General features: G+C 31.8%; 12 protein-coding genes. 6 read left to right on the plus strand and 6 right to left on the minus strand.

What is annotated here, in order from left to right; all coding sequences use genetic code 11:
• The first annotated feature begins 11 nt into the window (after nt 1-11).
• Nucleotides 12-656: a hypothetical protein gene (locus GFJ94_RS08115; protein ID WP_153201055.1), complete on the plus strand. Its 645-nt coding sequence runs from the start codon at nt 12-14 to the stop codon at nt 654-656.
• Nucleotides 657-710: 54 nt separating this feature from the next.
• Here GFJ94_RS08115 and GFJ94_RS08120 read toward each other — a convergent pair whose 3' ends face one another.
• Nucleotides 711-1,331: a hypothetical protein gene (locus tag GFJ94_RS08120; RefSeq protein WP_153201056.1), complete on the minus strand. Its 621-nt coding sequence runs from the start codon at nt 1,329-1,331 to the stop codon at nt 711-713.
• A gap of 95 nt (nt 1,332-1,426) precedes the next feature.
• Nucleotides 1,427-2,395, minus strand: coding sequence for a tryptophan--tRNA ligase (gene trpS / locus GFJ94_RS08125; protein WP_153201057.1), 969 nt, complete (start codon nt 2,393-2,395; stop codon nt 1,427-1,429).
• 159 nt (nt 2,396-2,554) lie between these two features.
• Here trpS and GFJ94_RS08130 point away from each other — a divergent pair, with 159 nt between their 5' ends.
• Entirely contained in the window at nt 2,555-3,295 is a 741-nt protein-coding gene (locus tag GFJ94_RS08130) for a 1-acyl-sn-glycerol-3-phosphate acyltransferase (RefSeq protein ID WP_153201058.1), read from the plus strand.
• An 89-nt stretch (nt 3,296-3,384) separates the two neighbouring features.
• Here GFJ94_RS08130 and GFJ94_RS08135 read toward each other — a convergent pair whose 3' ends face one another.
• From GFJ94_RS08135 to recA, 4 genes are all read right to left on the minus strand, one after another.
• Nucleotides 3,385-5,064, minus strand: a complete 1,680-nt coding sequence (locus tag GFJ94_RS08135) for a hypothetical protein (protein ID WP_153201059.1) — start codon at nt 5,062-5,064, stop codon at nt 3,385-3,387.
• Entirely contained in the window at nt 5,061-5,603 is a 543-nt protein-coding gene (locus GFJ94_RS08140; protein ID WP_153201060.1) for an RNA polymerase sigma factor, read from the minus strand. Before GFJ94_RS08140 ends, GFJ94_RS08135 begins: the two co-directional genes overlap by 4 nt.
• Nucleotides 5,604-5,615: 12 nt before the next feature.
• Nucleotides 5,616-5,996, minus strand: coding sequence for a hypothetical protein (locus GFJ94_RS08145; RefSeq protein WP_153201061.1), 381 nt, complete (start codon nt 5,994-5,996; stop codon nt 5,616-5,618).
• Nucleotides 5,997-6,117: 121 nt separating this feature from the next.
• Nucleotides 6,118-7,122 carry a recombinase RecA gene (recA, locus tag GFJ94_RS08150; protein WP_153201062.1) on the minus strand — a complete coding sequence of 335 codons (1,005 nt, stop codon included), beginning with the start codon at nt 7,120-7,122 and terminating at the stop codon, nt 6,118-6,120.
• 167 nt (nt 7,123-7,289) lie between these two features.
• Between recA and GFJ94_RS08155 the strand changes: the two genes are divergently transcribed.
• From GFJ94_RS08155 to GFJ94_RS08170, 4 genes are all read left to right on the plus strand, one after another.
• Complete coding sequence (locus tag GFJ94_RS08155; protein WP_153201063.1) at nt 7,290-8,648, plus strand: rhodanese-related sulfurtransferase; 1,359 nt, start codon at nt 7,290-7,292, stop codon at nt 8,646-8,648.
• A 176-nt stretch (nt 8,649-8,824) separates the two neighbouring features.
• On the plus strand, nt 8,825-9,985 hold the full coding sequence (locus GFJ94_RS08160; RefSeq protein WP_153201064.1) for a regulatory iron-sulfur-containing complex subunit RicT: 1,161 nt from the start codon (nt 8,825-8,827) through the stop codon (nt 9,983-9,985).
• Entirely contained in the window at nt 9,966-10,463 is a 498-nt protein-coding gene (locus GFJ94_RS08165) for a gliding motility lipoprotein GldH (protein WP_008255515.1), read from the plus strand. The genes GFJ94_RS08160 and GFJ94_RS08165 overlap by 20 nt, the downstream gene beginning before the upstream one ends.
• Before the next feature lies 1 nt (nt 10,464).
• Nucleotides 10,465-12,759 (plus strand): penicillin-binding protein 1A, encoded by a 2,295-nt coding sequence (locus GFJ94_RS08170; protein WP_153201065.1) that lies wholly within the window; start codon nt 10,465-10,467, stop codon nt 12,757-12,759.
• The last annotated feature ends 5 nt before the right edge of the window (nt 12,760-12,764 follow it).

The raw sequence follows: 12,764 nt of genomic DNA on the forward strand, positions 1-12,764 counted from the left end.
ATAAATTCAAAATGATGCAAAAATTAATTCTACTTACATTTTTTTCTTTATTTATATTTTCTTGTACCGAGAAAGAAAAAACCTATGAAGAATTAGAAGCGGAAGTTTTGTGTGATGTGTTGCCGGAAATTGCAAAATATGAATTAAATCAAAGTCAAAACAATTTTCTTCCTCCTCCTTTAGAAATGGATAGTTTGAAATTTTCAAAAGAAGAGATTCAACAATTAAATAAGAAACGTGATGAAGATTGGATGACTTTTAAGTTAGAATTAAAACAAAATATTGAAATTGCAATCAAAAAAACAGATCAATTTAAAAAATATAAATACGTAGTTATTGACACTTTACTTTCAGTAAATAAACCAACCACGGAAGAATTCAAATATGAATATGATTCATTACCCGAGCGTAAATTAAGTGTTAATGAATTTGAAAAATCAAATCTTAATGTTGTTTTAGTTTCTTATTCAGATACTTTTGAAGGTGGTGTAAGAAATGATGAACATCTTCCACTTTCTGGATTGAGTAGGGTTTTAATTCACAAAAATGGAAAAGCTTTTTTCCAATGTAATAAAATGTATTATCATTATAACGTATTTTGTAATTTCTCACAAAAGCAGAAAAAATGGAAAATTGAAAAAATCATTAAAGAATAAAAAAACCTCAAAATTCAGACTTCTAAACTTTGAGGTTTTACATTAATTCATTTATTAATATTCTGAAACGTTATTTACAATTAATTGTCTTGATGCTTCACCTTCTACAAGATTGTATTCAATTTGTCTCGTTTTTCCTGATGGTTTTCCATCAGTATTGAAAATTGGGAATCTTCTTGCTAAAGTATTTTCAACAACTGTAAATTGATCTTGACCATTATACCCGTTATTAATTTCTTTATTTTCGCTTGTTTTTGGATAATTTACATCACTAACCGATTTTTTATTATTAACAGAAAATGCAATTACATTACCAAATTTATTTTCACCATCTGAAGTATAGATAAATAAATCAGGAGAACCATCAGAATTTAAATCTTCTATTTCTGCACCTGTAACATAACCTTCAATAGTTTTGGAAATGGTTTCATTGCTAATTTCTAATCCAGATAGCTGAACTGTTAGTTGATTCCCATTTGCCTTTACTATAAATGTTATCCCTTGAAGTGATAATTCTTTATAAAATTCGGTATTCGGTTCATCATTTGAAGCTGATTGGGTTTCAACTACAGAATCCTTTTTAACATCATTTGAGGATTCGTCAGTTTTTTTCTGACAACTTAGAATTACAAAAAAAACAAAAAAGAATTGGGTAATTTTTACTAACTGTTTCATAATGTTTGTTTTAAAATTTAATACTAAGTTATACAAAAAAAATGATTTAAAAAAAATCAGAATTTTTTTATTTATTTAAAACATTTAATTGAAGTTTAATATCCTAATTTTTCTCTTACTCTTTTCAAAACTCCATTTGCAACTTCACTTGCTTTTGTAGCACCTTCAAGCAATAATTTATCTACTTCTTCTAGGTTGTTTATGTAGTAATTGTACTTTTCTCTTTCGGTTTTAAATTTTTCTATTATTAACTCAAACAAGGCTTGTTTAGCATGACCGTAGCCGTAATTTCCGCCTACATAATTGGCTCTCATTATTTCTGTTTGTTCAGGTGTTGCTAACAATTTATACAATGAAAAACAATTACATGTATCAGGATTTTTTGGATCTTCTAATGGTGTGCTATCGGTTTGAATTCCCATAATTTGTTTGCGAAGCGCTTTGTCATCCACAAAAATATTAATGAAATTGTTTCTCGATTTGCTCATTTTTTGTCCATCCGTACCGGGAATTAGCATGGTTTCCTCACTTGTTTTTCCTTCTGGTAAAACAAAGGTTTCTCCCATTTGATGATTAAATCTTGAAGCCACATCTCGGGTAATTTCAATGTGTTGCATTTGATCTTTTCCCACCGGAACAATATTGGCATCGTACAATAAAATATCAGCCGCCATTAGCATAGGATACGTAAATAATCCAGCATTGACATCTTCTAATCTATCTGCTTTATCTTTGAATGAGTGTGCCAATGTTAAACGTTGGAACGGAAAAAAACAGCTCAAATACCAAGACAACTCTGCTGTTTGAGGCACATCAGATTGACGATAAAAAACAATTTTATTTGTATCTAAACCACAAGCCAGCCAAGCCGAAGCCGTACTGTAGGTGTTTTGTCTTAATTCTGCTCCATTTTTGATTTGCGTAATCGAATGCAAATCGGCAATGAAAAGAAAAGACTCGTTATCAGGATTGTTTGCCATTTGTATAGCAGGGATAATTGCTCCTAATAAATTTCCTAAGTGTGGCGTTCCTGTACTTTGAACTCCGGTTAAGATTTTTGCCATTGTTATTTTTTAAACGCAAAGTCGCGCAAGTTATTCGCAAAGCTTCGCCAAATTTTATAATTGGTTTAATGAAACGCAAATGTAGCGTAAAAACAGAAAAGTAAAAAGAGATAGGTTTTATTAAAATGATTACTTTTGAAAATCAAATAAACTTGCTAAATGAAATTTTTAAAATATCCGCTCACACTTCTATATCGTATTTGGTTTTACATTTTAGTTTTAGTCCCAATTATTGTGCTATTTCCATTAATTTTAGCTACGATTTTGAGCGAAAAAACCTATCCATTATTTTTTAGAATTGCTAGGTTGTGGTCTAAGGTAATTTTGATAGGAATGGGTTTTAATTATTCTATTGAAGGTGATGAAGTTTTTGAGGATGGTAAAAGTTATATGTTAGTAGCCAATCATACTTCAATGACGGATATTATGTTGATGTTAATTGCGGTTAAAAATCATCCGTTTGTTTTTGTAGGAAAGAAGGAATTAGCTAAGATTCCGATTTTTGGATTTATTTACAAACGGGTTTGTATTTTGGTAGACAGAAGCAGTAGTAAAAGTAGATATGCCGTTTTTGAACGTGCTCAAAAAAGAATTCATCAAGGTTTGAGTATTTGTATTTTTCCAGAAGGAGGTGTTCCTGAAGAACATATTGTTTTAGATGAATTTAAAGATGGTGCTTTCAGAATTGCTATTGAACACGGATTACCAATTGTACCAATGGCTTTTTTCGATAACAAAAAACGTTTTTCTTATACTTTTTTCAGTGGAACTCCCGGAAAAATGAGAGCTAAAATTTTTCCAATTATAGAAACTAAGGGAAAAACATTAGAAGACAGACATGAGTTAAAAACACAAGTTCGTCAAATTATTTTAGGGTCTTTAGAAAATGATTTAAAATAAAAAAGTCCAAACGCATTTGGACTTTTTCAGTTTCATTTTAACTAGAAATGAAACAACTTAACTATAAATTTAAGCTTAACCAACAAAGCTTAAAAACTAAAACTAACTCCGGTATACAAGCCTATAAAATAAGGTTTGAAATTACCAGAGTTTTCATTAAAGGTATTGATCTGGTATTTAAACATAGGTTGGAAATTTGCATTGAAGCTTTTCCAAAAGGAGTATTTAAAACCCAAACCGACATTACTACTAAAATGTATATTGTTTAAATTATTAGCTTCGCCAATAACTATTTCTTGTCCGTTTGAAACAATTGAAACAGAGTTATCATTTAAAAACAAAGTACTTATTCCTCCAATAAGTTCAATTCCAAATTTTCTGTCTAATAATTTATAACCTAATTCTAATGGAACCTCTATGAAGCTAATTTGTTGGTTAATGGCGCCATCATATTTTCTAGTTTCAAATTCTTCAACGGATATAAATGAATTGTCTTCTAATTTACTTTTGATATTTATCATCTTACCCATACTATTTGTGTTTAAGTTTTCAATTGGTTTAGCACTCACGTCTTGGTAAAAAGTAATATCAGTTGTATTATAATCAAGGCTTAAATTATTAACTCCTGTTTTAATCGTCCATTTATTATTAATGGCATAATTTACTCCAACGCCATAACTTAAGGTATTGTTATATTCTTTTTGATTGGCGTTGAATCTGCTGTCTAATGAAGAACCTTCGGCAACTGAATTAAAATAAACGGGCGATGCGTTTGTACTTACCGCCCATCTACTTCTTTTTTCTTTTTCATCTTCATTTTTCCCAGCCTCTTTTTCTTTCAGCAATTCTTCTAGTGGATTAATTTCCGGAGAAATAGCAGCCACTAGCGTACTATCGTTATTTATGATACTTTCTGATGATGCTACAATGACATTTGTGTTGTCGGTGCTTTTTTTCTCGGTATCATTATTTATATTTACGAAATTTTTCTCGGTTTGGTTTTTATCAAAAAACGAATCTATCTTATCAGCATTAATCTTTTCGTTTTGATTTTTCTTGTTTTTTGAATTTTTAGTTCCAACCCAATTGTTTGTATTATTATTTTTATCATCAGCTAAAAGAAGAATATCTTCATTTGAAATTAAAGTTTCATATGCAGATTTGTTTCTTTTTGCTTTTGTTTTCTTAGAATTAGCCACAATAATTGAATTAGATTCTTTTGTATTATTGTTGTAACGAATTCCGGTTTTATTCTTTTTAGTATCAGAAATAATTGAACGATTAGTTTTATTATTCTTTTCGTTTGAGCGAACGTTTTTCTTTTCGTTTGAAACAACTCCATTGATTGATTTTTTTGAATGTATCAAATCAGAATCAAATTTTGAACTTTTATTTTCCGATGTGTTCGTGTTCTCTTCAGCCGAAACAATTTGATTCTTTATATTCGTATTTAAAGTGTTGTTGTCTTGAGAATTTAAGTTTGAATTTTGACTATCCTTATTTTCATTTTCAAAACCAACAACTGTTTGATTAGGGTTGTTAAATGGAGATGTGTTTTCCTTAGATTGAAAATTCCAAATTAAAGTTCCAATAATGAATAAAGAAGCAGCAATACCAGATAGTTGAAACCAAAATGGAACCACTCTTTTCTTCTTTTTCTTTTCATTTAATAGTGAAGCGATAGCGTCCCAAGAACCCCGAGGCGGAATCGCTTCAAAGTCTTTAAATTTTTCTTGGAATAATCGTTCTATATTTTTTTGATCTTTCATTTTGTCTTTTTAATTGAATAGTTGTTATTCGATTCAATTTTGTCTTTTAATATGGCTTTAGCTCTTGCTAAATTAGATTTTGATGTTCCAATGTTAATGCCTAACATTTCAGCAATTTCTTTGTGTGAATAACCATCCATCACATATAAATTAAAAACCAGTCGATATCTATCGGGTAGTTCCTGAATAATTTTTGTTAAAAATTCAATGGATACATTTTCATCTTCAATTTCTAGTTCATCAGTAGCTGGAATCTTTTCTGAAACAATCTCAAAAACTTTTTGGTTTCGATATTGTTGTAAAACATAATTAATTACTACTCTTTTTGCCCAACCTTCAAAAGAACCTGAGTTTTTGTACTGACTAATTTTTTCAAAAATTAGTAAAATACTTTCTTGTAAATTATCTTGTGCTTCCTCATAACTTCTCGAATACTTCAAACACACAGCAAACAACTTTGGCGCTAATAAGTGATAAAGTTGTTCTTGTGCTTTGGTATTGTTTTTAGTACATTCATATATGAGTTGCTCTAAAATCAAATTGTAATTGTATTAATTAATTACGACTTCTTCAGTTATATATTCGTCTACACCTTGACTATTTGTTCCAGTCCAAAATTTGAAAGTATAAGTTTCAGTTTCAGTCGGTTTAAAATCAAGATTAACCTCATAAGGACCTTCTTCTGTAGCATCTTCACAAATAGTTTGATTTAGTCTTACTGCCCTAATTGCAATTGTTTGTGTACGATCATTTGTTTCAACATAAAAATTATCATATAAATGACAAGTGGTTGGTCTTCTGTATTTAACCTTAATGAAATTTACTTCGTTTATATTAAATCCTCCCACTGGCATTTCAACAGATTCAACAGGCAATAACACATAATCTGACTTAGGTTCGTCATCTAAATTACAAGAAATTAGAGCGAACAAAATACTTAGTATTAAAAAGAACTTTCTCATTTTAATGGTTTATTATATATAGTAGATTCAAATTTAATTAAAAGGTTGCGTTAAATTACAAAAAAAATCACGCTCAAGGCGTGATTTAATTTTATGTGTTATTTTCTTTGATGAGATCTTTAATTTTTTGTTCTAATTCGTCCATTAATTCTGGATTGTCTTTGATTAAAGCTTTTACGGCATCTCTACCTTGACCTAATTTAGTTTCACCGTAACTAAACCAAGAGCCACTTTTCTTAATGATTTCAAATTCTACTGCTAAGTCTAAAACCTCACCTACTTTTGAAATTCCTTCACCATACATGATGTCAAATTCTGCAGTTCTAAAAGGTGGTGCTACTTTGTTTTTAACGATTTTAACTTTGGTTCTGTTTCCTAAAACATTATCACCATCTTTAATTTGAGTCGATTTACGAATGTCAATACGAACTGAAGCGTAGAATTTTAATGCATTTCCTCCCGTTGTAGTTTCTGGACTTCCAAACATAACTCCAATTTTATCACGTAACTGATTAATGAAAAACACCGTACAGTTTGTTTTGTGAATGGTTCCAGTTAACTTTCTCAATGCTTGCGACATTAAACGTGCGTGTAATCCCATTTTAGAATCACCCATATCACCTTCAATTTCACTTTTTGGTGTTAAAGCAGCAACAGAGTCAATAACAACAATGTCAATGGCACCAGAACGAATCAAATTTTCTGCAATTTCTAATGCTTGTTCTCCATTATCTGGTTGCGAAATAATTAAGTTGTCAATATCTACACCTAATTTTTCGGCATAAAAACGATCAAATGCGTGTTCTGCATCAATAAATGCGGCAATCCCTCCTGCTTTTTGAGCTTCAGCAATGGCGTGTAATGTTAATGTAGTCTTACCTGACGATTCTGGTCCGTAGATTTCAATAACTCTTCCTCTTGGATAACCATTTACACCTAGAGCTAGGTCTACACCTAATGAACCTGAAGAAATAGCTTCTATCTCTTCAACAGCGCTATCGCCTAATTTCATTACGGTTCCTTTTCCGTACGTTTTGTCAAGTTTGTCTAATGTTAGTTGTAAGGCTTTTAATTTGGCTTCTTTATCTGCACTCATAATATGATATTTTTCGTAAAAATACAGCTTTTTTTATTTGTTCCAAAAATTGTTAATATGTTTTCAGATGTATTTAAAGATTTGATTTTTAATCAATTTTATTACCTTTGCACCCGAATTCTTCCATTTAGAATTCATAACACATTTCTCACTTAAACGTTTATAGCATGCAACTGTATAACACCTTAAGCGCAGAAGAAAGAGCTCAATTAATTGATGAAGCCGGAAAACAACGTCTTACATTATCTTTCTATGCGTATGCCAAAATTGAAGATCCCAAAAAATTTCGCGACGATTTATTTATCGAATGGAACAAACTCGATGCTCTTGGTCGAACCTATGTGGCCAAAGAAGGAATTAATGCTCAAATGAGTGTTCCTGCCGAACACTTTGAAGCCTTTCGTGAAACTTTAGAAGCATATGATTTTATGCGTGGCATTCGTTTGAATGTCGCTGTAGAACACGATGACCATTCGTTTTTAAAATTAACGGTAAAAGTCCGTGATAAAATCGTTGCCGATGGTTTAAACGATGAAACGTTCGATGTTACCAATATAGGTGTGCATTTAAAAGCGGCAGCATTCAATCAAATATTAGAAGATCCAAATACGATTGTAGTTGATTTTAGAAATCATTACGAAAGTGAAATCGGTCATTTTAAAGGTGCCATTACGCCAGATGTAGAAACTTTTAGAGAAAGTTTACCAATCATCAACGAGCAATTAAAAGATTTTAAAGAAGATAAAAATTTGGTGATGTATTGCACTGGAGGAATTCGTTGCGAGAAAGCATCTGCTTATTTCAAACATCAAGGTTTTAAAAATGTGTTTCAGCTTGAAGGTGGAATCATAAATTACGCCAAGCAAATTAAGGAAGAAAATATCGAAAGTAAATTCATTGGAAAAAACTTCGTTTTTGATCATAGACTTGGTGAAAGAATTACTGACGATATCGTTTCGCAATGTCACCAATGTGGAAAACCTTGCGATAATCACACCAATTGTTTAAACGATGGTTGTCATTTATTATTCATCCAATGTGACGAATGTCAAGCTGCTATGGAAAATTGTTGTTCCACAGAATGTTTAGAAATCACGCATTTGCCATTAGCCGAACAAGTTAAACTTCGCAGAGGTAAACAAGTGGGTAATAAAGTATTCCGAAAAGGAAAATCAGAGAATTTAAAATTCAAACATTCAGGCGAATTGTCAGACAAACCTTTGGCTGTAGCCGAAAAAACAAAAGACATTCGTCAGAAAATAAAAGTGAAAAAAGTATTACTTGGTAAAGCCGAACATTATTATGTGAAAGCACAAGTGGGACTTTTCGTTATAGAAAATCAAGAACTAAATGTTGGCGATAAAATTTTAATTTCAGGACCAACAACAGGAAATCAGGAATTGGTTTTAGAAAAAATGTTGGTAAACGGAAGTGAAAATTCATCTGCGAAAATAGGTGATAAAATAACCTTTGAAGTACCTTTTAGAGTAAGATTATCCGATAAATTATTCAAAATCATTATCTAAAATAAATCATCACAATACTATATAAAGACCTATTTCGTTTTATAATGAGATAGGTTTTTTGTTTTTGTGCAACTTCAAAAGATTGAATTTGAAAGTTTCCATAAAAAATCAATATCTTTACGCTCAAAAACGTTTTGAAACGTAGTCCGTTAGGACAATCACTATATATTTAAATTATGGCATGTACAAACTGTTCAACCGCTGATGGCGGTGCACCAAAAGGGTGTAATAATAATGGGACTTGCGGCACCGATAGCTGCAACAAACTTTCGGTTTTCGATTGGTTATCAAACATGACATTACCAGGAGGTCAGGCGCCTTTTGATGCTGTTGAAATCAGATTTAAAAACGGAAGAAAAGAATTTTTTAGAAATACCGAGAAACTAACGTTATCTATTGGAGACATTGTTGCTACCGAAGCTTCTCCAGGTCACGATATCGGAATTATCACTTTGACAGGCGAATTGGTTAAAATTCAAATGAAAAAGAAAAATGAAAATCCTGATAAAGATTTAGCAAAAATATACAGAAAAGCTTCGCAAAGAGATATCGATATTTGGACAGAAGCTCGAAATAAAGAAGAAGCGGTGCGTATGCGTGCTCGTGAAATCGCTATTAATTTGAAGTTAGAAATGAAAATTTCTGATGTAGAATTTCAAGGCGATGGTTCAAAAGCAACGTTTTACTATACGGCAAATGACAGAGTCGATTTTCGTCAATTAATTAAAGAATTTGCACAAGATTTTAAAATTAGAATCGAAATGAAGCAAGTAGGTTTCCGTCAGGAAGCCGCTCGTTTAGGAGGAATCGGTTCTTGTGGAAGAGAATTGTGTTGTTCTACTTGGTTAACTGATTTTAGAAGTGTGAATACTTCGGCAGCTCGTTACCAACAGTTGTCGTTAAATCCACAAAAATTAGCGGGTCAATGTGGAAAATTGAAATGTTGTTTAAATTATGAATTGGATACGTATTTGGATGCTCTAAAAGATTTTCCAGATATGGATACTAAGTTATATACTGAAAAAGGAGATGCGTACTGTCAGAAAATTGATATTTTTAAAGAAATCATGTGGTTTTCTTATGCTAATGCACCAGCGCAATGGATGGTTTTACCTGTTGCAAAAGTGAAAGAAATTTTAGCAATAAATAAGAAAAAAGAACGTGTGGCGGCTTTAGAAGATTATGTGGTTGAAACAGTTCAGGAAGTAGAGAAAAAATTTGAAAATGTAGTAGGTCAGGATAGTTTAACTCGTTTTGATCAACCTAAGAAAAAATCAAATAATAGAAACAAAAAAAAGAAACCTACAAATTATAAAAATGCACCTAAAAAAGACTAATTTTATTGGGTTAATGCTAATTGCGTTGCTTTTTATCTCTTGTGATAAAAAACAATTTTTTAGCGAGTATAAAGAATTAGATGGTACTTGGAAAAAGTCAGATACCTTGCGTTTTACATTTGAACAAAACGATACAATTAATCCGTATCATTTATTTTTGAATGTTAGAAACAATAACGATTATCCGTTTAATAATATGTACCTAATTGTTTCTTTAAAAGAGCCAGGAATAAAACCTACTATAAAAGTAGATACTTTAGAGTACCAAATGGCAAATCCTGATGGTACTTTAATGGGAGAAGGTTTTTCAGACATTAAAGAAAGTAAATTGTGGTATTTAGAAAACTACAAATTCAATAGAGTAGGAAAATATAATGTAGAGATTGTACAAGCTGTTCGAGAAACTGGTAAAGTTGATGGAGTAGCAGATTTAAAAGGGGTTACAGAATTAGGGTTACGAATAGAAAAAATAAAATAGTATGGCTACCAAAAAAGCAAATACAAACGATTTTTCAGAGTATAAAAGAAAATTTTGGCAATTATTTGCCTACGGATTTTTAGGAATTATTTTTTTATTCCTTTTTGCTTCGTGGGGATTTTTTGGAAAAATGCCTTCGTTTGACGATTTAGAAAATCCAGATTCAAATGTAGCAACCGAAATAATTTCCTCTGACGGAGTTGTTATTGGTAAATTTTATAAAGAAAACAGAACACCCGTTAAATATGAAGATTTGCCAAAACATTTAGTTGAAGCTCTCGTTTCAACTGAAGATGAACGTTTTTATGAACATTCAGGTATCGATGCAAGAGGAACTTTTAGAGCAGTTGTTAAATTAGGAAGAGACGGAGGTGCCAGTACATTAACACAACAGTTGGCAAAAAATTTATTCCACGGAAGTGATGGTTCAAAATTTATTCTTTTTAGAGTTATTCAAAAAGTAAAAGAATGGATTATTGCTATACGTTTGGAACGTCAATATACTAAACAAGAAATTATCGCTTTGTACTTAAATCAAGTTGATTTTGTAAATGGAGCAGTTGGAATTCGTTCTGCAGCAAAAATTTACATGAACAAAGAGCCTAAAGACTTAACAATTGAAGAAAGTGCTTTGTTTGTAGGAATGTTAAAAAATCCTTCATTATATAATCCTAACAGAAAAAAAAGAGCTAAAATGGTTTTTGACCGAAGAAACACAGTTTTGGGTCAAATGGTAAGAAGCGGTTTTCTTTCTCAAACAAAAGAAAAAGAATTAGCACAATTACCTATAAAATTAGATTTTAAACCAGAAAGCCATTCCGAAGGAAGCGCTACTTATTTCAGAGAATATCTAAGAGATTACATGAAGAAATGGGTGAAAGATCATTTAAAACCCGACGGAACCGAATATGATTTGTATCGCGACGGTTTAAAAATTTACACAACTATCGATTCTAAAATGCAACAATATGCTGAGGAAGCGGTTTTTGAGCATTTGAAAAATCTTCAAAAAGAATTTTTTGAGGGGAAGAAAGGCCAAGAAAATGCACCTTTTGTTGATATTACTCCAGAGCAAACCCAAAGAATTATGGAACAAGCCATGAAAAATTCTGAACGTTGGAGAAAAATGGACTTGAATGGAAAAACAAAAGATGAAATTCTAAAATCTTTTGAAGTGCCTGCAAAAATGAAAATCTTTACTTATGAAGGGGAGAAAGATACCATCATGAAACCTAAAGATTCTATTATTTACTACAAACACATGTTGCAAACGGGTATGATGGCTATGGAGCCAAGAAATGGTCATATCAAAGCATGGGTTGGTGGGGTTAATTACAAATATTTTCAATACGATCACGTTGGTCAAGGAGCAAGACAAGTAGGTTCTACTTTCAAGCCATTTCTTTACGCAACGGCTATAGAACAATTAGGAATGTCTCCATGTGATTCTATTATTGATAGTTATTTTACTATGCCAAAAGGCAAATGGGGAATTGATGCCGATTGGTCTCCAAAAAATTCAGACGGTAATTATAGAGGGACCATTACTTTGCAAAAAGCATTGGCTAATTCTGTAAATACAGTTTCTGCAAAGTTAATAGATAGAGTAGGTCCACAAGCTGTTGTTGATATGGCAAAAGAATTAGGAGTAACTTCTAATATTCCTGTGCAACCATCAATTGCATTAGGAGCTGTAGATATTACAGTCGAGCAAATGGTGGGCGCTATGAGTACCTTTGCAAATCAAGGAGTTTATGTTAAGCCAACATTTATTATTAAAATCGAAAATAAAAACGGTGTAGTATTAGACCAAACTGTTTCTTATCAAAAAGATGTTGTAAATAAAGACGTTGCTTATACCGTGTTAAAATTAATGGAAGGGGTTACTACTTCAGGGACTGGTGCCAGATTGAAATGGGGTGGAGGCGGAATTATGCAATACGATTACAGTTTTGGTAATCCTATTGCAGGAAAAACAGGAACTTCGCAAAACAATTCCGATGGTTGGTTTATAGGCATGGTGCCTAACTTAGCAACAGGAATTTGGGTAGGAAATGAAGACCGAGCTGCCCATTTTAAAGATACAAGAAGAGGTCAAGGCGCTACAATGGCACTACCTATTTGGGGTCTTTTCATGAAAAAATGTTATGCAGATAGCGATTTAGATGTGTCAAAAGAACCTTTTGAAAGACCTGAAAACTTATCTATCAAGGTAGATTGTTGGACACCTAAAAAAGCAGTAGATTCAACAGAGATTCCTACTGATGAGCCTAACCTAGACGAATTCGGATTATAAACAAC

Source organism: Flavobacterium sp. LMO8 (assembly GCF_009495755.1).
Classification (GTDB): Bacteria; Bacteroidota; Bacteroidia; order Flavobacteriales; family Flavobacteriaceae; genus Flavobacterium.

Bases quoted from the DNA above. Each gene is read 5' to 3' on its own strand.
- GFJ94_RS08115 (WP_153201055.1), top strand. From the start codon at position 12: ATGATGCAAAAATTAATTCTACTTACATTTTTTTCTTTATTTATATTT.
- GFJ94_RS08120 (WP_153201056.1), bottom strand. From the start codon at position 1,331: ATGAAACAGTTAGTAAAAATTACCCAATTCTTTTTTGTTTTTTTTGTA.
- trpS (WP_153201057.1), bottom strand. From the start codon at position 2,395: ATGGCAAAAATCTTAACCGGAGTTCAAAGTACAGGAACGCCACACTTA.
- GFJ94_RS08130 (WP_153201058.1), top strand. From the start codon at position 2,555: ATGAAATTTTTAAAATATCCGCTCACACTTCTATATCGTATTTGGTTT.
- GFJ94_RS08135 (WP_153201059.1), bottom strand. From the start codon at position 5,064: ATGAAAGATCAAAAAAATATAGAACGATTATTCCAAGAAAAATTTAAA.
- recA (WP_153201062.1), bottom strand. From the start codon at position 7,122: ATGAGTGCAGATAAAGAAGCCAAATTAAAAGCCTTACAACTAACATTA.
- GFJ94_RS08155 (WP_153201063.1), top strand. From the start codon at position 7,290: ATGCAACTGTATAACACCTTAAGCGCAGAAGAAAGAGCTCAATTAATT.
- GFJ94_RS08160 (WP_153201064.1), top strand. From the start codon at position 8,825: ATGGCATGTACAAACTGTTCAACCGCTGATGGCGGTGCACCAAAAGGG.
- GFJ94_RS08165 (WP_008255515.1), top strand. From the start codon at position 9,966: ATGCACCTAAAAAAGACTAATTTTATTGGGTTAATGCTAATTGCGTTG.
- GFJ94_RS08170 (WP_153201065.1), top strand. From the start codon at position 10,465: ATGGCTACCAAAAAAGCAAATACAAACGATTTTTCAGAGTATAAAAGA.